Below are 20128 nucleotides of genomic sequence, written 5' to 3'. Positions count from 1 at the left end.
TATCGCATCGGCTGAAAATTTACTACTCATCCGACCACCGGATCGCACTCGTTGCGCAGATCTTTACGTTCATTCCGTAATTTAGTTACAGGAAAGTTAAATAAGTACTAATCATTAGTTAAATAATGGTCTTTGCTGGCGACAGGCGTAAAAAAGGCGCCCTGCGGCGCCTTTTTAGCTTTACAGCTGCTGACTATGCGTTCTTCAGCACTTCGCTGACAATCTCTACCGCTTCTTTCTCTATCTGCTGACGGTGCTCAGCGCCCAGGAAACTTTCACAGTAGATTTTGTACGCATCTTCCGTACCGGAAGGCCGCGCGGCGAACCAGCCGTTCTCCGTCATCACCTTCAGGCCGCCAATGGAAGCGCCGTTGCCCGGCGCCGCCGTTAAGCGGGCGGTGATCGGGTCGCCCGCCAGGGTATCAGCACTGACCATGTCCGGAGAGAGTTTTGACAGCGCCGCTTTCTGCGCGGAAGTAGCAGAAGCCTGCAGGCGGTTGTAGCTTGGCGCGCCGAAGCGGGCGGCCAGCTCGTCATAATGCTGCTGCGGGTTTTTACCGGTTACGGCGGTAATTTCTGCCGCCAGCAGGCACATAATGATGCCGTCTTTATCGGTTGACCATGGCGTGCCGTCAAAACGCAGGAAGGAGGCCCCGGCGCTCTCTTCGCCGCCAAAGCCGAAGCTGCCGTCAAACAGGCCGTCTACAAACCATTTAAAGCCAACCGGCACTTCCACCAGCTTGCGGCCCAGGTCGTTGACCACGCGGTCAATCATTGCGGAAGAGACCAGCGTTTTACCTACCGCCACATCTTTGCCCCACTGCGGACGATGCTGGAACAGGTAATTAATCGCCACGGCCAGATAGTGGTTCGGGTTCATCAGGCCGGCCGGGGTAACGATGCCGTGACGGTCATAATCCGGGTCGTTGGCAAAGGCCAGATCGAATTTATCGCGCAGCGCCAGCAGCCCTGCCATCGCGCACTCGGACGAGCAGTCCATGCGGATCGCGCCGTCTTTGTCGAGATGCATAAAGCGGAAAGTCTGATCCACCTGATCGTTTACGATGGTCAGATCCAGATTGTAGTGTTTCGCGATACGCTGCCAGTACTCGATGCCGGAGCCGCCGAGCGGATCAACGCCCAGCTTCAGGCCCGCTTTCTGGATGGCGGCCATATCGATGATATCCACCAGCCCTTCGATAAACGGCTGCACCAGATCCAGCTCCGTCACGTGCCCGCTTGCCCAGGCCTCGTCGAGTGAGATACGTTTCACATCCTTCAGGCCGCCTGCCAGCAGCGCGTTTGCACGCTCTTCGATAACTTTGGTGACGTTAGTATCGGCCGGACCGCCGTTAGGCGGGTTGTATTTGATGCCGCCGTCTTCAGGCGGGTTGTGCGAAGGCGTGATAACGATACCGTCCGCCTGAGCGCCGCCTTTTTTGTTGTGCATCAGAATCGCGTTAGAGACCGCAGGCGTTGGCGTATAGCCGTTCGCCTGCTGGACAATGACATCCACACCGTTTGCCGCCAGCACTTCCAGCACGGAGATAAACGCAGGCTCGGACAGGGCGTGAGTGTCTTTACCGACATAGCACGGCCCGGTGATGCCATTTTTAGCACGATCTTCAGCAATCGCCTGCGCGATCGCCAGAATATGCGGTTCGTTAAAGCTATGACGAGCCGCGCTGCCGCGGTGGCCGGAAGTGCCGAATTTCACCGCATGTTCGCTATTACCCGCTTCTGGTTTCAGCACGTAGTACTGGGCCGTTAGCTGGGCTACGTTAATCAAATCGCTCTGTTGCGCAGGTTGACCTGCACGGTTGTGGTTAGCCATTGGCCCTTCCTTTTGACGCTGATTAAATAGTGCCGCAAACCTTCTCAATCAATTCCGCCGGGAACTGCATTGATTGCATGATGTGTTCGATCATGCTGCATTTGCGACCCGTATTGGTATTGGTGATAACCCAGTATGGGGTGCCCGCAACGTGTTTTGGCTTGGTCTGATTGCCGCTGGCCAGCAGCGTCTGCTCGTTGCCGGCAAAATAGACGCGGGTACGGCCGTGCAAAGACTCGGTCGCTTCACCAAAGGTTTTCGCATCCAGCTGATAGAGCGTAGAAAGCACCATCATGAAGCGATTAACTGCTTTCTTTTGTTCCGCGTACTCATCAGAGAGTAGCAACTCACGGACGGCGCGCACGCGATCGCCAGCCCGATTTACAGGTTTCGCTTCGGAAGCAGGGGTTGCCGCGAGCTGTGCGGAATTCGCTGTAGGGGTAGTCGTCGCTGCGGAAGTCTGACCGGCGGTAAATTTCAACATACGCCGTAAAATATCGGACGCGCTCTCGCCAATGTGTTGCGTGTGGCTGGCAATATAGCGATACAGCTCGTCATCAACTTCAATCGTTTTCATCTTCATCCAGTGCGATATCTTATTCTGAATACAAGTCGTTGGGATTATAGGGGCAAATCCCAACAGCGGGTAGCGCCAAACAGGTGCCGCCGGGTAAAGCCAGATTAAACTGAATGTTCGCGGCACTGCGGCAGGAATGCCTTCATGATACCCTAACCCTACGAATCAAAAAAAAGAACTTTGCCATGAAATTAAACGCTCGCCTGCAAACTACGCAACAATCGACCAGCAATTCCCCTGTTGTTCTCATCCACGGCCTGTTTGGCAGCCTTGATAACCTCGGCGTGCTCGCCCGCGATCTCGGGCAGGATCATACGTTGCTGCAAATAGATCTGCGTAATCACGGCCTGTCTCCCCGCAGCGACGAAATGAACTATCCGGCGATGGCGCAGGACGTGCTGGAAACCCTGGACGAATACGGTTTTGAAAAGGCGATAATTATCGGCCACTCGATGGGCGGGAAAGTAGCAATGGCCTTAACGGCTATCGCGCCTGAGCGCATCGACAAACTGGTGCTGATCGATATCGCGCCGGTCGACTATCAGGTGCGTCGCCACGATGAAATCTTCGCGGGAATAAACGCCGTAAGCGAAGCTGGCGCGAAGACGCGCCAGCAGGCCGCAGCTTTGATGCGCGAGCATATAAAAGAAGAAGGCGTGATTCAGTTCCTGCTGAAGTCGTTTGCCGATGGCGAGTGGAAATTCAACGTGCCGGCGCTGTGGAAGGAATACGAAAATATCGTTGGCTGGCAAACCGTTCCCACCTGGGAGCATCCGGCGCTGTTTATCCGCGGCGGCGCTTCGCCTTATGTGGATGAAACGCATCGGGCTGCCCTGCTGGCGCAGTTTCCTCAGGCACGTGCTCATGTTGTTGCAGGCGCAGGTCACTGGGTTCACGCCGAGAAACCGGAAGCGGTTTTACGCGCCATTCACCGTTTTATCGATGAATCTTCCCCAAACTGATTAAAAACAGACCGACTGGCCGCAAGTTGCGGCTAACGCGTTGGCGCGCCGGACTCGCTGATGTATGATGGCGCGCTTAAATGCGCCGGAGCATTCTGCTCGCAGCATCCTGAATTCCCTGTCAGTACTCTAATCATGGCAAAAGAACAAACGGACCGTACAACATTAGATCTGTTCGCGGACGAGCGTCGCCCGGGGCGGCCAAAAACCAATCCGCTAACGCGCGATGAGCAGCTGCGCATCAACAAACGTAACCAGCTCAGACGCGATAAAGTCCGCGGCCTGAAGCGAGTAGAGCTAAAGCTCAACAACGACGCGGTGGATGCGCTTAACCAGCTTGCTGAAGCCAGAAATATCAGCCGCAGCGAACTGATTGAAGAGATATTGTTAGCGCAGCTAAAACGGCATCTGAGCTAACCTTCCCGCCCCGCCCCGTTATTTATCAAAGTGGCGCTTAATGCGCCATCATGTTGCAGTCTGTGCACAGCGCCATGATAGCTGTTTCCGCACCGCGGCCTGTTCTGCTATGATTGCCCTATCTGTGGGCAATTCTCCGCCACCATACCATTAAGTTTCAAGAGGTTATTTAACTCATGGCAATCGTAGGCATTTTTTTCGGCAGCGATACTGGCAACACCGAAAATATCGCAAAAATAATTCAAAAACAGCTCGGTAAAGATGTTGCTGAAGTGCGTGACATTGCGAAGAGCAGTAAAGAAGATCTGGAAAGTTTCGACATCCTGCTGCTGGGTATTCCTACCTGGTACTACGGCGAAGCGCAGTGCGACTGGGACGACTTCTTCCCGACGCTTGAAGAAGTGGATTTCAACGGCAAGCTGGTTGCGCTGTTTGGCTGCGGCGATCAGGAAGATTACGCGGAGTACTTCTGCGACGCGCTGGGCACCATTCGCGATATCATTGAACCTCGCGGCGCGGCGATCGTAGGCCACTGGCCAACCGCTGGCTACCATTTCGAAGCCTCTAAAGGGCTGGCTGACGACGATCACTTCGTAGGTCTGGCTATCGACGAAGACCGTCAGCCGGAGCTGACCGCTGAACGCGTTGAAAAATGGACCAAACAGGTTGCCGATGAGCTGAATCTGGCCGATATCATTAACGCCTGATGCAATGCGGCGCAAATAACTCGTTTGCGCCGTATCGATAGATATTACCAATGAAAATAATTGCTACAATTTTGTAACTTTTCTCGCTATCTCTGTACAATATCCCCCAGGCCTATTTGCTAAGATGCCAGCAAATAGCGACTCGGCCACGATTTTTTAGCTGTGTTATGCTTCACACTTACAGTTTCTATTTAGACGTGGCTGTACTATACCCACATGAGAAGGGTATATAATGAGATGCATTCACTTAACGCTCAACGAGTCCGAGCAAAACGTTAAGCAACAGGACAATTTCCGCATGACTGACAACAACACCGCATTAAAGAAGGCCGGCCTGAAAGTCACGCTTCCGCGATTAAAAATCCTTGAAGTGTTGCAGGGACCGGTGAACCACCACGTCAGTGCGGAAGAGTTATACAAGCGACTGATTGATATGGGTGAAGAGATTGGTCTGGCCACGGTTTACCGCGTGCTGAACCAGTTTGATGACGCAGGTATCGTTACCCGTCATAATTTTGAAGGCGGCAAGTCGGTATTCGAACTGACCCAGCAGCATCATCACGATCACCTGATTTGTCTGGACTGTGGCAAAGTGATTGAATTCAGCGATGACTCAATCGAATCCCGCCAGCGTGAGATCGCCACCCGTCACGGGATCCGTCTGACCAACCACAGCCTTTACCTTTATGGCCACTGCGCCGAAGGCGACTGTCGTACTGACGAAAACGCCCACGAAATCAGCGAAAAGTAATCCGCACGCTGACCTCCCCTGCGGGATGAGTCAGAGACAAAAAAACCGGTGAGGAAATTCACCGGTTTTTTATTATCTGCATCCGGCTCAGTTATTACTGGCGCGAATTTCCTGCCAGATTTTATCGCATTTCGCTTTAACAGCCTGGTCGTTGCCGGTACGCGTAGCCTGAATACATTTCTGATAATCAAGGGTGCGAACGGTCTCTTTCTTCGCAAACTCCTGATGCTGTTTCTCCTGAGCCAGCACGTTCAGCACGCTCTGACAGGCCTGCACCTTGTCCGGATTACCTTCTGCGGTATTAATGCAGGCGCTGTAGGCGGCTTTCAACTTTGTATCCTCAGGCGCCGCCTTCGGCTGCGCGCAGGCGGCCAGGGCCAGCGTAATCACAGACAGCAGAATAGCTTTCTTCATGGTCAGTATCCTCACTAAAGCCGGGCGCCTGCGCGCCCGGAATCAAATCAGAAGATGGTGAACGGCGCGATAACGATAAACTTCACGTCACGCTCATCCTGGAAGATATTGCCGTAACCGCCGCCCCAGCTTGGGATATCCGAGTGGTTGTCGTACTGGGTGAAGTGCAGTTTGAACAGCGTGCCTTTCGCACGTCCGTCCTGAACGGTATAAAGCGCATCCAGGCTGTAAGAGGACTCTTTCAGGCGACGATCCGCGTCGTAATAGCCGTCGGTGGTCGGCGTTGAGCCTGGCTTAGCATCCCAGGCATAAACGTAGGAAGCCCCAACCGCCCACCCCGGCAGATTCCAGTTGCTCAGGTCATACATAGCGCCCGCGAATACCGCTTTTTCGCCGTTGGCGTTGAAGTCGGAGCGGTTATCCCACCACACGTCCAGACGACCGTTGGAGGAAGCATACGTTGGCGTCATACGCTGCAGGAAGTAGCCCTGCTGGCCGTCGGCCTTAACCATGGTTCCTTCCAGGCGCAGGTCAACCTGACCAATTTTGTAACCGAAGGTCAGCGCCTGCAGCCACGCGGTGCCGTCATAAATGTCGTTAACGCCGCCGCTGGAGGCTTTATCGCGCGTACCGTAGAACTGATAGCTGGTGGTCAGCGGGCTGCCAGCGATATCAAATTTGTAGCTTGCTTTGGTGAAGTACTGGTCGATGTAACCTTCCGCCTGACCGAATGCCGCTTCGAGCACCAGATCGTTTTTAAAGTCATACTTCGCCCCGACCGAGTGCAGATAGTCGACTTTGGTGTGCTTATCGTTCTGATAGAACTTGTCCATTTCCAGATGCCACGGCGCTTTATACTCGTTCGTCCACATATACGAGAAGCTCAGCGCGCCCGCATCGCCGTAATCAAAATTAGCGCCCGCCTCTGCACCCTGGTAGGTACCAGGCATGAAGCTCCAGTGCGGCGCTAACAGCGTCTGGCCGGTTGGCTGGATATAACCTGCACGCGCCCAGACCGGGCCATATTTAAATTTTGCCGCAGCTTTATAGAGGCTGATGCCGCTTTTATCGCCGGAATAGTCTTCGGAGTAGGCTTTATTTTTAGAAGAAAAAGCGATTTCGTTCGGGTGACCGCTGTCGCCATTTTCAGCCATTTCAATGGCGGTAAACGCCGCGATATCCAGGCCAAACATATCGGCCGCATAGCCGGACTGGAAATCAAGGTTGGCGTTCCAGGTGGAATGAGAAAGGTTCGTCTCGTATTTATTGGTATTAACGTCTTTACGATCGCGTTCACGCTGCCAGTAATAGACGCCGCCGGTGAGCGTTGAATCATCAACAAATCCTGCACCTATTGCCTGCGGTACAATAACAATGCCTGAAAGGGCGGTGACACCGGCGATTGCAAGCGCCAGCGCACTACGTTTGCCACTAAACGTACGCATAGTAAAATCCTCTTTGACGTATAAATAATCACCCGGCGTAAAACACCTGACGGTGAAAAATAAAAATGCCTGACGGCTAAAAAGCGGTGATGAATATTTCCACCGCATTGACTTCTGAGTAACAGACTATTTTTCGCGACGCGAATTATCAACGACTTTATAAGAGTTAATTCCCGTAGTATGACGAAGAGCACATAATTTATGAGCATTTGTAACAGTTTGCTTAGCGGAAATTTTATGCCATTAAATTCAGTCAATTGAGCAAAATTTTAAAAATGAAAGCGCTCTCATAAGCGGTAATGAGAATTTTTACAAAATAAGGTCAACCGCAGACAATTATTATCAGGGCCTATATTAAGCATTAATTCGTGACGCGAATGTGAATAATGAATTAACCCGCTGAACGACAAGCGAAAAAAAACGCCGCTTTAAGCGGCGTTTGATATGCAGGCACAGCGGATTAATCGCCTATTTTTGCCCAGGTATCACGCAGGCCGACGGTGCGGTTGAACACCAGGCTGGTAGCGGTTGCATAACGGCTGTCGAGACAGAAATAACCTTCACGCTCAAACTGGTAAGCTTTACCTTTCTGCGCATTCTGCAGGCTCGGCTCAACGAAACCTTGTTTGATAACCAGCGACTGCGGGTTAATTGTCGCCAGGAAATCCTCCGCGCTACCCGGGTTCGCTACGCTAAAGAGACGATCGTAGAGACGAATCTCTACCGGCAGCGCATGGGCTGCGCTTACCCAGTGAATGACGCCTTTCACCTTACGACCGTCCGCCGGGTCTTTACTCAGCGTTTCAGGGTCGTAGGTGCAATACAGCGTGGTGATGTTGCCTTCCTCGTCTTTCTCTACGCGTTCAGCTTTGATCACGTAAGCGTTGCGCAGGCGCACTTCTTTGCCCAACACCAGGCGTTTGTACTGCTTGTTCGCTTCTTCACGGAAATCGGCGCGGTCGATATAGATTGCGCCGCTGAAAGGAACCTGACGGCTACCCATTTCAGGCTTGTTAGGATGATTTGGCATGGTTACCCTCTCCTCCCCACCCTGCGGATAGTTTTCGAGGATTACTTTCACCGGATCCAATACGGCCATGGCGCGCGGCGCGTTCTCATTGAGATCGTCACGGATGCACGACTCCAGAGAAGCCATCTCAACGGTGTTGTCCTGTTTAGTCACGCCGATACGTTTGCAGAACTCACGGATAGAAGCCGCGGTATAACCACGGCGACGCAGGCCGGAGATAGTCGGCATACGCGGGTCATCCCAGCCCTCGACAATCTTCTCGGTCACCAGCAGGTTCAGCTTGCGCTTGGACATGATGGCGTATTCAAGATTCAGGCGCGAGAACTCGTACTGACGCGGGTGAGCCGGAATGGTGATGTTGTCTAACACCCAGTCGTAAAGACGACGGTTATCCTGGAACTCCAGCGTGCACAGCGAATGGGTAATGCCTTCCAGCGCATCGGAAATGCAGTGGGTGAAGTCATACATCGGGTAGATGCACCACTTGCTGCCCGTCTGGTGATGATCGGCAAACTTAATACGGTAAATCACCGGATCGCGCATCACGATGAAAGGCGACGCCATATCGATTTTCGCACGCAGGCACGCGGTTCCTTCGGCAAACTCACCGTTACGCATTTTCTCGAACAGGGCGAGGTTTTCCTCAACGCTGCGATCGCGATACGGGCTGTTTTTGCCGGGCGCCGTCAGGGAGCCACGATATTCGCGGATCTGCTCAGGCGTCAGCTCGTCTACGTACGCCAGACCTTTGTTAATCAGCTCAACGGCGTAATTAAACAGCTGGTCGAAGTAGTCAGATGAGTAGCGCACGTCACCGGACCAGTGAAAGCCCAGCCACTCTACGTCGTGCTTAATCGAATCTACATATTCGATGTCTTCTTTTACCGGGTTGGTGTCATCGAAACGCAGATTGCACTGCCCCTGATAATCCTGGGCGATACCAAAGTTCAGGCAGATAGATTTCGCATGGCCGATGTGCAGGTAGCCATTTGGCTCCGGCGGAAAACGAGTGCAGATACGGTCATGCTTACCATTGGCCAGATCTTCATCGATAATCTGGCGAATAAAGTTAGTTGGGCGGGCTTCAGCCTCACTCATCGCGGATTCCTCAAGACAAAACTTTCGTTAACGGTGCATGATCCAATAAGCAGGGACGGGAAACAACCTTTAGTTGCACAAATTAGGCGAGCGCGGTGAAAGCGCAGGGAAGTTTAATTCGACGCAATAAAAAAGCGGCTGAAGATTAACCCCAGCCGCTTAAGGCACAAATGCTTACTCAGGAGCGATTACTTGCCTTTAATCTCATACAGAGGCGTTTGACCGGCAACCACGTGACCCTGAGCCTGGAGAAGCAGACCGCTGAAGTCATCGATGTTGCTGCAAACTACCGGGCTGATCATGGAGCGCGCGTTAGCGTTCAGGAAATCCAGATCCATTTCCAGAATCGGCTGACCGGCCGCCACTTCCGCGCCCTCTTCCACCAGGCGAGTAAAGCCTTTGCCGCCAAGCGCTACGGTATCAATGCCCATGTGGACAACAATTTCCGCACCCTTTTCCGTCTCCAGACAGAACGCATGGTTGGTGTTAAAGATTTTTACGATGGTGCCCGCGGCCGGCGAGACCACGGTTTTATCCGTGGGCTTCACGGCGACGCCATCGCCTACCGCTTTGCTGGCAAAGGCTTCATCAGGAACCTGATCCAGCGCCACCACATCACCGGTTACTGGAGAGACCAGCGCCGCGATGGTAACCGCATTTGGCACAGCCTGTGGTTTAGCCGTAGCCGTAGCGGCAACGGGAGCCGTAGGCGCTTCTGCCGCAGGGACATCACCGGTAGTTTTCATGGCGTTGGCGATTTTCTCTGCCACGAAGCCGACGATAATCTGCACGCTGGTTTTGTTCAGGCGAATCACGCCGGTTGCGCCCAGACGTTTAGCCAGCGCTTCGTTAACCAAAGAAGAGTCTTTTACGTTCAGACGCAGACGAGTGATACAGGCATCAATACCGGTCAGGTTAGCAGAGCCGCCAACCGCCGCGATGTACTGACGAGCCAGACCAGAAACGTCCTGGTTTGCCGTACCGCTAACGTTCACATCCTGACCATCTGCCTCATCACCGGCAACCGCCAGTTCGCGACCCGGGGTTAACAGGTTGAATTTAATGATAGTGAAACGGAACACCACGTAGTAAATCACGAAGAACACAAGGCCCTGCGGGATCAGCATCCACCAGTGTGTCGCCAGCGGGTTACGGGAAGAAAGCACCATATCCACCAGGCCCGCGCTGAAACCGAAACCTGCGATCCAGTGCATGCTTGCTGCGATGAACACGGAGATACCAGTCAGCACGGCGTGGATAACGTACAGAACCGGCGCAACGAACATGAAGGAGAATTCCAGCGGCTCGGTGATACCGGTAAAGAACGCGGCGAAGGCGGCGGCCATCATGATACCCGCTACTTTCGCTTTGTTTTCCGGACGAGAGCAGTGGTAGATAGCCAGTGCCGCACCCGGCAGACCGAACATCATGATTGGGAAGAAGCCCGCCTGGTAACGACCGGTGATGCCAACCACCGCTTTACCTGCTTCGATGGACTGCGCGCCGCCCAGGAAGTTAGGGATATCGTTAATGCCGGCCACGTCAAACCAGAATACGGAGTTGAGCGCATGGTGCAAACCAACCGGGATTAACAGGCGGTTGAAGAAGGCGTAAACGCCAGCGCCAATGGAGCCCAGCTTCTGAATGTGCTCACCGAAGTTGACCAGACCGTCGAAGATCATCGGCCAGACATACATCATGATGAAAGCAACAACGATCATTACAAAAGAGGTAAGGATCGGCACCAGACGACGGCCGCTGAAGAAGGAGAGCGCTTTCGGCAGCTCGACGCTGCTGTAACGGTTGTACAATTCTGCAGAGATAATACCAACCAGAATACCCACGAACTGGTTGCTGATTTTACCAAACGCCGCCGGAACCTGATCCGCCGGGATTTTCTGGATCATGGCAACCGCTGCCGGAGAGCACAGGGTGGTCAATACCAGGAAGCCGACAAAGCCGGTCAGCGCTGCGGCACCGTCTTTATCTTTGGACATACCATAAGCCACACCAATGGCGAACAGTACGGACATGTTATCAATAATGGCAGAACCAGATTTAATGAAGAACGCCGCAAGCGCGTTATCTCCACCCCAGCCAACCGGGTCAATCCAGTAGCCTACCCCCATTAAAATTGCTGCTGCAGGTAGTGTAGCCACGGGCACCATCAGTGCGCGGCCAACTCGTTGTAAATAACCTAGAATACTCACTTTATTCCCCCTATGAGACCCTGTTAAGGCTCGCTCAAAGCAGTGTTTTTATTGTCTTAACTACTTAAATAAACGGCGACGGTTCACATCACACCCCGAAGTGTGAAAAAATTTAATTCGTATCGCAAATTAAACGCGCGCTTTTTGTGACTACAGTCACCAAATATCGCTATAACACCTCCCTTTGACTGGCTATCACACAAAACTTATTTTATCATTCAAAAAATCAGGGCAGATTGCTCCCTCAGGCGCCAGTATAAAACTGGTTTACCCTTAGAAGGGTGAATATCAATCTGGCTAAACCCGTTTTCTTTTAACTTTTAAGAGGTGAATGATGAGACTGATTCCCCTGGCTACTCCGGCTCAGGTCGGCAAATGGGCAGCTCGCCATATTGTTAAACGCATCAACGCATTTAACCCAACCGCAGACCGTCCTTTCGTGCTCGGTCTGCCAACCGGCAGCACGCCGCTCGAAGCCTATAAAGCGCTGGTAGAGATGCATAAAGCGGGCCAGGTCAGCTTTAAAAACGTCGTCACCTTTAATATGGATGAGTACGTTGGCCTGCCAAAAGAGCATCCGGAAAGCTATCATACCTTCATGCACAAGAATTTCTTTGAGCATGTTGATATCCCAGCAGAAAATATCAACCTGCTGAACGGTAACGCGGAAGACGTTGACGCAGAGTGCCGGGCTTATGAAGAAAAAATCCGCTCCTACGGCAAAATCCATCTCTTTATGGGCGGCGTGGGTAACGACGGCCATATCGCATTCAACGAACCCGCTTCTTCTCTGGCGTCCCGTACCCGTATTAAAACCCTGACCCATGACACCCGCGTGGCAAACTCCCGCTTCTTTGACGGCGACGTAAACCAGGTTCCAAAATATGCGCTGACCGTAGGCGTTGGTACCCTGCTTGACGCGGAAGAAGTGATGATTCTGGTGCTCGGCCACGTTAAAGCGCAAGCGCTGCAGGCGGCCGTAGAAGGCAACGTCAACCATATGTGGACTATCAGCTGCCTGCAACTGCATCCAAAAGCGGTTGTGGTGTGCGACGAACCCTCCACCATGGAGCTGAAAGTGAAGACGTTGAAGTACTTCAACGAACTTGAAGCAGAAAATATTAAAGGCCTTTAAGCACTATTTTTACCGGGGGTAATTATGTTTGCACTAACCCACGGTCGGATTTATACCGGCCATGACATTCTGGATGACCACGCGATTGTTATTGCTGATGGCCTGATTGAGCGCGTTTGTCCGCTTTCCGAAATCCCGACAGGGATCGAAACCCGCGACATGGGCGGTGCAATCATCGCCCCCGGTTTTATTGATGTGCAGCTAAACGGCTGCGGCGGCGTGCAGTTCAACGACACCGTCGATGCCGTCACGGTTGAAACGCTGGAAATCATGCAGAAAGCCAACGAGCGCTCCGGCTGCACCAGCTATCTGCCAACGCTTATCACCGCCAGCGACGAGCTGATGATGCAGGGCGTTAAAGTGATGCGTGAATACCTGGCTACGTACAGCAACCAGGCGCTCGGCCTTCACCTGGAAGGCCCGTGGCTGAACATGGTGAAAAAAGGCACGCATAACCCAGGCTTTGTACGCAAACCCGAGGCGGGACTGGTCGATTTCCTCTGCGAGAACGCAGATGTCATCACTAAGATCACTCTGGCGCCAGAAATGGTCGAGCCTGAAGTTATCAAAAAACTGGTTGCGGCCGGGATTATCGTTTCCGCCGGCCACTCAAACGCAACGGCAAAAGAAGCCAGAATCGGTTTCCGGGCGGGCATCACCTTTGCCACGCATCTGTTCAACGCCATGCCTTATATTACAGGCCGCGAGCCTGGCCTTACTGGCGCTATTTTTGATGAACCGGATGTTTACTGCGGTATCATCGCCGACGGCCTGCACGTGGACTACGCCAATATTCGCACCGCAAAACGCATGAAGGGCGATAAGCTTTGCCTCGTTACCGATGCCACCGCTCCGGCAGGTGCCAATATTGAGCAGTTCATTTTTGCTGGTAAAACAATATACTACCGCAACGGTTTATGTGTAGATGAGAACGGTACGCTAAGCGGCTCCGCCCTGACGATGATCGAAGGGGTGCGTAATCTGGTCGAGCATGCCAGCATCGCGCTGGATGAAGTCCTGCGTATGGCGACTCTCTACCCTGCCCGTGCGATGGGTGTGGAAAAGCAGTTGGGCACTATTGAGGCTGGTAAAGTTGCCAACCTGACTGCCTTTACCCGCGATTATAAAATCATCAAGACTCTCGTTAATGGTAATGAGGTCGTAACTGGATAAATAAGGCATGACGACTGGCGGACAGGCTCAAATAGGTAATGTCGATCTGGTAAAACAGCTTAACGGCGCGGCGGTATACCGCTTGATTGACCAGCAGGGTCCAATCTCGCGTATACAGATTGCCGAACAGAGCCAGCTCGCCCCCGCCAGCGTCACCAAAATTACTCGCCAGCTTATTGAGCGCGGCCTGATTAAAGAGGTCGATCAGCAGGCCTCTACCGGAGGCCGCCGCGCTATCTCTATCATTACTGAAACCCGTAATTTTCACGCCATTGGCGTGCGCCTTGGCCGCCATGACGCCACCATTACGCTGTTCGATCTCAGCGCCAAACCGCTGGCGGAAGAGCACTACCCTCTTCCGGAGCGCACCCAGGAAACGCTTGAGCACGCCCTGCTCCACGCTATCGCCCATTTTATCGAACAGATGCAGCGCAAAATCCGCGAGCTGATCGCCATCTCAGTGATCCTGCCGGGCCTGGTCGACCCTGAAAGCGGCGTGATTCGCTATATGCCGCACATTCAGGTAGACGACTGGTCGCTGGTCGAGAGCCTGGAAAAACGCTTCAAGGTCACCTGTTTTGTCGGACACGATATCCGCAGCCTGGCGTTAGCTGAGCACTATTTTGGTGCCACTCACGACTGCGAAGACTCCATTCTGGTGCGTGTTCACCGCGGGACGGGGGCCGGTATTCTGTCAAACGGCAGGATTTTTATCGGCCGTAACGGCAACGTGGGCGAGATTGGCCACATCCAGGTCGACCCGCTGGGTGAGCGCTGCCACTGCGGCAACTTTGGCTGTCTGGAAACTATCGCTGCGAATGCCGCCATTGAAGGGCGGGTGCGTCATCTGCTTGAGCAGGGCTACCACAGCCGCTTAACGCTTGACGACTGCAACATTGTCGCGATTTGCAAAGCGGCCAACAAAGGCGACGCGCTGGCCTGCGAAGTCATAGAGCACGCGGGCCGCTACCTTGGTAAAGCCATCTCTATCGCCATCAACCTCTTTAATCCGCAAAAGGTGGTGATCGCCGGCGAAATTATTGAAGCAGAGAAGGTTTTGCTTCCCGCCATTGAAGGTTGCATCAACACCCAGGTGTTAAAAGCGTTCCGCAAAAACCTGCCCGTCGTACGTTCACAGCTTGACGATCGCTCGGCGATTGGCGCCTTTGCGCTGGTAAAACGCTCCATGCTGAACGGCATGCTGTTGCAGCGCCTGCTGGAAAGTTAACGCGGGCAAACGGCGATTTGCGCTATAGTTAGAACCTTTAGATTTCGAGTTGCGGCCGGGCGACAAGGGCGCGAATGCCAGGAGTTTATTCAGGTAAATGACTGGGATTAGTGAGCGCTGTCAACACCGCTGCAGCCTGAAAGATGAAGGTTATACGCCTTCTGAGAATATGAGCCTGAGTAATCAATGACCCTCCAGAATGTAATTTGTGATATTGACGGTGTGTTGATGCATGACAACATCGCCGTGCCGGGCGCCAACGAGTTTCTCGCCCGCATCCTTGAAAAAGGTTTACCGCTGGTTCTGCTGACCAACTACCCTTCGCAGACCGGACAGGATCTGGCTAACCGCTTCGCATCAGCGGGCATAGACGTGCCGGACAGCGTGTTCTATACCTCGGCAATGGCGACCGCGGATTTCCTGCGCCGTCAGGAAGGCAAAAAAGCCTATGTCGTGGGCGAAGGCGCGTTAATCCATGAGCTCTATAAAGCGGGATTCACCATCACCGATATCAATCCGGATTTTGTTATCGTTGGCGAAACGCGTTCCTATAACTGGGAAATGATGCATAAGGCCGCATACTTCGTGGCAAACGGCGCCCGTTTCATCGCCACCAATCCGGATACTCACGGGCGCGGTTATTACCCGGCCTGCGGTGCGCTCTGCGCGGGCATTGAAAAAATCTCCGGCCGCAAGCCGTTTTATGTCGGCAAGCCCAGCCCGTGGATAATCCGCGCGGCGCTGAATAAAATGCAGGCCCATTCCGAACAGACGGTTATTGTGGGCGACAACCTGCGCACCGACATTCTGGCGGGCTTCCAGGCCGGCCTGGAAACCATTCTGGTGCTCTCCGGGGTTTCGACGCTCAACGATATCGATGCGATGCCTTTCCGTCCTTCGTTTATCTACCCGTCCGTGGCTGAAATCGACATCCTTTAAGCGGCCGAATATCCAAAAATGCCCGCCCGTCGGGCTTTTTTATCCATCCCATATTCCTTCTTTGCTGCACCTCGCAATCAATAAAATCCTCTAATAATTGCCGATCCGCTAATTTTTTAACCCTTCTGGACATTATTTTTCACATATCAGCAATCACTGTTGCGGTATTTATGGCGTAAATGGCTAATCGCTTGCATTCCCGCTAATGATTGAGCAAATTTGAAGGCATGCAACGCAGCAACGCCGCTAAAAAATGAATAAACGGCAATGCGGCATCACGATTAAACAGCCTATGCGCAGTGTTACGGAGAAAGCTCTATGTGTTCTATTTTTGGTGTGCTGGATATTAAAACCGACGCGGTTGAACTGCGTAAAAAAGCGCTGGAATTGTCGCGCCTGATGCGCCACCGCGGCCCGGACTGGTCAGGCGTTTACGCCAGCGATAAAGCGATTCTGTCCCATGAGCGCCTCTCTATCGTTGACGTTAACGCCGGCGCCCAGCCGCTTTATAACAAACAAAAAACGCATGCGCTGGCCGTAAACGGAGAAATCTACAACCATCAGGCGCTGCGTGCCGAGTATGGCGATCGCTACGCATTCCAGACCGGTTCAGATTGCGAAGTTATCCTCGCCATGTACCAGGAAAAAGGGCCTGAGTTTCTGGACGACCTGCAGGGCATGTTCGCCTTCGTACTTTATGACAGCGAAAAAGAGGCGTACCTGATTGGCCGCGACCATATCGGCATCATCCCGCTATATATGGGATACGACGAGCATGGCAACATGTACGTGGCTTCTGAAATGAAAGCCCTGGTGCCCGTTTGCCGCACCATTAAAGAGTTCCCGGCCGGCAGCTATCTGTGGAGCCAGGACGGCGAAATCCGCAGCTACTACCAGCGCGACTGGTTTGACTACGACGCGGTAAAAGACAACGTCACCGATAAAAACGAACTGCGCCAGGCGCTGGAAGACGCTGTTAAGAGCCACCTGATGTCCGACGTGCCTTACGGCGTGCTGCTTTCCGGCGGCCTGGATTCCTCGGTGATTTCCGCCATCACCAAAAAGTTTGCCGCTCGTCGTGTAGAAGACGAAGAGCGCAGCGAGGCCTGGTGGCCGCAGCTTCACTCCTTCGCCGTCGGCCTGGTGGGTTCACCGGATCTTAAAGCGGCGCAGGAAGTGGCAAACCATCTGGGCACCGTTCACCACGAAATTCATTTCACCGTGCAGGAAGGTCTGGATGCGATCCGTGACGTTATCTATCACATCGAAACTTATGATGTGACGACCATCCGCGCGTCGACGCCGATGTACCTGATGTCCCGTAAAATCAAAGCGATGGGTATCAAAATGGTGCTGTCTGGCGAAGGTTCCGATGAAGTATTTGGCGGCTACCTCTACTTCCATAAAGCGCCGAACGATAAAGAGCTGCATGAGGAAACCGTACGTAAGCTGCAGGCGCTGCACATGTTTGACTGTGCCCGCGCCAATAAAGCGATGTCCGCCTGGGGCGTTGAAGCCCGCGTACCGTTCCTGGACAAGAAGTTCCTCGACGTAGCGATGCGTATTAACCCGCAAGACAAAATGTGCGGCAACGGCAAAATGGAGAAGCATATCCTGCGTGAATGTTTTGAATCCTATCTGCCGGCAAGCGTGGCATGGCGCCAGAAAGAGCAGTTCTCAGACGGCGTGGGTTATAGCTGGATCGACACGCTAAAAGAAGTGGCCGCAGGCCAGGTAACGGATCAACAGCTGGCAACCGCGAGCTTCCGATTCCCGTACAACACGCCGGGTTCGAAAGAAGCTTACCTGTACCGTGAGATCTTCGAAGAATTATTCCCGCTGCCAAGCGCTGCAGAATGCGTTCCGGGCGGTCCATCCGTTGCCTGTTCTTCCGCTAAAGCGATTGAATGGGATGAAGCATTCAAAAGTATGAATGATCCTTCAGGCCGTGCGGTAGGCGTCCACCAGTCCGCCTATAAATAAGCGCTCCTTATCAGGAAACGGGCCTGCGGGCCCGTCGTGATTTCTGCATCAAACTCGCCGTTTCCCGGCTGTTTTTTTGCCGGGAAATGCCCGAAATAACCGATTGTTGCCGATATTTCCACCAAGCTGTTCGCAAGCTGGTCAAACAGACCATTCCAGCCCCTTTTCGGGAAAAAATTTGTTGACGCTGTTCGGTCAACTACGCATAATGCGCCCCGCAACGCCGATAAGGTATCGCAAAAAAAGAAGCTACTTAGCTCAGCTGGTTAGAGCACATCACTCATAATGATGGGGTCACAGGTTCAAATCCCGTAGTAGCCACCATCTTTTTTAGCGCGGGAGTGGCGAAATTGGTAGACGCACCAGATTTAGGTTCTGGCGCCGCAAGGTGTGCGAGTTCAAGTCTCGCCTCCCGCACCATTTTATAGCGTTGCATGGATGGGGTATCGCCAAGCGGTAAGGCACCGGTTTTTGATACCGGCATTCCCTGGTTCGAATCCAGGTACCCCAGCCAATTTTTCGATTTTTGCGCTCTGCGTACGGGTTTTGGGGTATCGCCAAGCGGTAAGGCACCGGTTTTTGATACCGGCATTCCCTGGTTCGAATCCAGGTACCCCAGCCATCGAAAAGGTTGTATCGGCTACGTAGCTCAGCTGGTTAGAGCACATCACTCATAATGATGGGGTCACAGGTTCGAATCCCGTCGTAGCCACCATATTATTGGGGTATCGCCAAGCGGTAAGGCTCTGGTTTCTGATACCAGCATTCCGAGGTTCGAATCCTCGTACCCCAGCCATAAAAAAGACGTTTGCATCTGTGAACGCACCCCGTTGGGGTATCGCCAAGCGGTAAGGCTCTGGTTTCTGATACCAGCATTCCGAGGTTCGAATCCTCGTACCCCAGCCACTCTAAAAAAAGCTTGCCTCGGCGAGCTTTTTGCTTTTTGGCGTTCCGCTGTCTGAAAAGGCGGTTTCCCGCCCGTTGCTTATAAACCCAGCGCATACTTCAGGGCCCGGCGTTTCAGCACGCCGCCGCGTTCGGCGGCCATCAGCCCCAGGTTACGCATCACACGCAGCGGCGTAAGATTGTTGCTGAATCCTGCATAAAACAGATCCATGCCGCTTTGCATAAGAAAGTTATCCATCTGACGACGGTTCTGATAGCGCTTCAAAATACGTGCATCGGCCCAGTTTTCACCGTAGCCGCGCGCGTTAATCATTACCTCAAGCAAGGCGTCTACATCGCGATAGCCAAGGTTTACGCCCTGCCCAGCCAGCGGATGAATGGTGTGCGCTGCATCGCCAATCAGCGCCAGGCCCTGTTGCGTATACTGCAGCGCGTGCCGACGGATTAGCGGGAATGTCCCACAGGCAACCGGCGTTACCGCACCCAGCCGCTGGGGGAACGTTGCGGCAATGGCTTTCGCAAGCTGCGGCATCGTCATCGATTTTAACTGACGGATACGCGTCGGGGTGTCGTACCACACCAGCGAAGCCCAGTTATCAAACAGCGGTAAAAAGGCATGCGGCCCTGTCGGCGTGAAGTGCTGCCAGGTGCTGTCGCCGGGCGCATCTTCGCACTGAACGGTGATCAGCATACAGGCCTGGCGATAATCCCACGCGTGAATGCCAATGCCCGCCCGTTGGCGAACTTTTGAATTCGCGCCGTCTGCGCCAATCACCATCGGCACGGTTAACGCTTCATCCTCCGCAAAGCTCAGCGTCCAGCGCCCTTCTTTACTTTGCATATGCGTTAACTCCGCCGGGCACATCAGGATGATATTTGGCTGAGCTTCCAGCGCTTTCCACAGGGCAACCTGTAAAACGTGGTTTTCCACCATGTAACCCAGCTCGGGCAGACCAAGCTCTGAGGCAGTAAAGGAAACGTGCGCGCTTTCCCACTCCCAGGTTTCCAGCCGGCGATAAGCATGGCTGCGCATAGAACGAATCGCTTCCCATACGCCCAACGTTTTAAGCAGGGCCACCGAGGCGCTGCTGATTGCGGAGATGCGCACGTCGGGCTGGCTGTCACTCTCAAACGCTGTCGGCGCCTGATGTTCGATAACGGCTACCTGAAAGCCATTTTGCGCAAGCCCGAGCGCTGCCGCCGCACCGACCATTCCCCCGCCGACAACCGCGACGTCGATTGGTTGATTTGCCATGGTTATCCCATCCTCAATTTGTCTGAGCTAATTCTACCGGATTTTTACGCGAGTTACGCAGGCT

Annotated in this window: 16 protein-coding genes and 7 tRNA genes; 16 read left to right on the top strand and 7 right to left on the bottom strand. The window is 53.4% G+C overall.

The window, feature by feature from the left end; translation table 11 throughout:
* Positions 1–193 precede the first annotated feature (193 nt).
* Together pgm and seqA are read right to left on the bottom strand one after the other, a co-directional pair.
* Positions 194–1834: a phosphoglucomutase (alpha-D-glucose-1,6-bisphosphate-dependent) gene (gene pgm, locus WLO31_RS05750; RefSeq protein ID WP_435929542.1), complete on the bottom strand. Its 1641-nt coding sequence runs from the start codon at positions 1832–1834 to the stop codon at positions 194–196.
* 22 nt (positions 1835–1856) lie between these two features.
* The gene (gene seqA / locus WLO31_RS05745) at positions 1857–2411 is read right to left on the bottom strand and encodes a replication initiation negative regulator SeqA (RefSeq protein WP_435929540.1); all 555 of its coding nucleotides are present in this window, start codon (positions 2409–2411) and stop codon (positions 1857–1859) included.
* A gap of 185 nt (positions 2412–2596) precedes the next feature.
* Between seqA and ybfF the strand changes: the two genes are divergently transcribed.
* The 4 genes from ybfF (at position 2597) to fur (ending at position 5248) form a co-directional block, all read left to right on the top strand.
* Positions 2597–3373, top strand: a complete 777-nt coding sequence (gene ybfF / locus WLO31_RS05740) for an esterase (protein ID WP_435929539.1) — start codon at positions 2597–2599, stop codon at positions 3371–3373.
* Positions 3374–3508: 135 nt separating this feature from the next.
* On the top strand, positions 3509–3790 hold the full coding sequence (ybfE, locus tag WLO31_RS05735) for a LexA regulated protein (protein ID WP_435929538.1): 282 nt from the start codon (positions 3509–3511) through the stop codon (positions 3788–3790).
* 176 nt (positions 3791–3966) lie between these two features.
* Positions 3967–4497, top strand: coding sequence for a flavodoxin FldA (fldA, locus tag WLO31_RS05730; RefSeq protein WP_435929536.1), 531 nt, complete (start codon positions 3967–3969; stop codon positions 4495–4497).
* Positions 4498–4795: 298 nt separating this feature from the next.
* Positions 4796–5248 (top strand): ferric iron uptake transcriptional regulator, encoded by a 453-nt coding sequence (fur, locus tag WLO31_RS05725; protein ID WP_435930524.1) that lies wholly within the window; start codon positions 4796–4798, stop codon positions 5246–5248.
* A gap of 87 nt (positions 5249–5335) precedes the next feature.
* On the opposite strand, the gene chiQ is transcribed toward fur, so the two are convergent.
* From chiQ to nagE, 4 genes are all read right to left on the bottom strand, one after another.
* A complete protein-coding gene (chiQ, locus tag WLO31_RS05720; protein ID WP_435929535.1) occupies positions 5336–5662 on the bottom strand; it encodes a ChiQ/YbfN family lipoprotein in 327 nt (108 codons plus the stop codon).
* A 47-nt stretch (positions 5663–5709) separates the two neighbouring features.
* On the bottom strand, positions 5710–7107 hold the full coding sequence (gene chiP, locus WLO31_RS05715) for a chitoporin ChiP (RefSeq protein ID WP_435929533.1): 1398 nt from the start codon (positions 7105–7107) through the stop codon (positions 5710–5712).
* A 460-nt stretch (positions 7108–7567) separates the two neighbouring features.
* Positions 7568–9235 carry a glutamine--tRNA ligase gene (glnS, locus tag WLO31_RS05710; protein ID WP_435929532.1) on the bottom strand — a complete coding sequence of 556 codons (1668 nt, stop codon included), beginning with the start codon at positions 9233–9235 and terminating at the stop codon, positions 7568–7570.
* Positions 9236–9423: 188 nt separating this feature from the next.
* Positions 9424–11445: an N-acetylglucosamine-specific PTS transporter subunit IIBC gene (gene nagE / locus WLO31_RS05705; RefSeq protein WP_435929531.1), complete on the bottom strand. Its 2022-nt coding sequence runs from the start codon at positions 11443–11445 to the stop codon at positions 9424–9426.
* A gap of 334 nt (positions 11446–11779) precedes the next feature.
* Between nagE and nagB the strand changes: the two genes are divergently transcribed.
* The 12 genes from nagB to WLO31_RS05645 all read left to right on the top strand — a co-directional run bounded on the left by nagB (position 11780) and on the right by WLO31_RS05645 (position 18809).
* Entirely contained in the window at positions 11780–12580 is an 801-nt protein-coding gene (gene nagB, locus WLO31_RS05700; protein ID WP_435930523.1) for a glucosamine-6-phosphate deaminase, read from the top strand.
* Positions 12581–12604: 24 nt separating this feature from the next.
* Positions 12605–13753, top strand: coding sequence for an N-acetylglucosamine-6-phosphate deacetylase (gene nagA / locus WLO31_RS05695; RefSeq protein ID WP_435929530.1), 1149 nt, complete (start codon positions 12605–12607; stop codon positions 13751–13753).
* Between the two features lie 7 nt (positions 13754–13760).
* Positions 13761–14981 (top strand): DNA-binding transcriptional regulator NagC, encoded by a 1221-nt coding sequence (gene nagC / locus WLO31_RS05690; protein ID WP_435929528.1) that lies wholly within the window; start codon positions 13761–13763, stop codon positions 14979–14981.
* Positions 14982–15167: 186 nt separating this feature from the next.
* A complete protein-coding gene (locus WLO31_RS05685; protein ID WP_435929527.1) occupies positions 15168–15920 on the top strand; it encodes an HAD-IIA family hydrolase in 753 nt (250 codons plus the stop codon).
* Between the two features lie 318 nt (positions 15921–16238).
* Complete coding sequence (gene asnB, locus WLO31_RS05680; protein ID WP_435929526.1) at positions 16239–17903, top strand: asparagine synthase B; 1665 nt, start codon at positions 16239–16241, stop codon at positions 17901–17903.
* Positions 17904–18150: 247 nt separating this feature from the next.
* Positions 18151–18227: transfer RNA gene (locus tag WLO31_RS05675), tRNA-Met, on the top strand.
* 11 nt (positions 18228–18238) lie between these two features.
* Positions 18239–18323 (top strand) — tRNA-Leu (locus WLO31_RS05670).
* A 19-nt stretch (positions 18324–18342) separates the two neighbouring features.
* Positions 18343–18417, top strand: a tRNA-Gln gene (locus tag WLO31_RS05665).
* Positions 18418–18450: 33 nt separating this feature from the next.
* Positions 18451–18525, top strand: a tRNA-Gln gene (locus WLO31_RS05660).
* Positions 18526–18541: 16 nt separating this feature from the next.
* A tRNA-Met gene (locus WLO31_RS05655) sits at positions 18542–18618 on the top strand.
* Between the two features lie 6 nt (positions 18619–18624).
* Positions 18625–18699: transfer RNA gene (locus WLO31_RS05650), tRNA-Gln, on the top strand.
* Between the two features lie 35 nt (positions 18700–18734).
* Positions 18735–18809 (top strand) — tRNA-Gln (locus tag WLO31_RS05645).
* Between the two features lie 79 nt (positions 18810–18888).
* On the opposite strand, the gene ubiF is transcribed toward WLO31_RS05645, so the two are convergent.
* Positions 18889–20064, bottom strand: coding sequence for a 3-demethoxyubiquinol 3-hydroxylase (gene ubiF, locus WLO31_RS05640; RefSeq protein ID WP_435929524.1), 1176 nt, complete (start codon positions 20062–20064; stop codon positions 18889–18891).
* Positions 20065–20128: the final 64 nt, after the last annotated feature.

Origin of the sequence: Dryocola sharpae, assembly GCF_051307055.1 — a bacterium.
Classification (GTDB): Bacteria; Pseudomonadota; Gammaproteobacteria; order Enterobacterales; family Enterobacteriaceae; genus Dryocola.
This window is presented reverse-complemented; position numbering and strand designations above follow the sequence as displayed.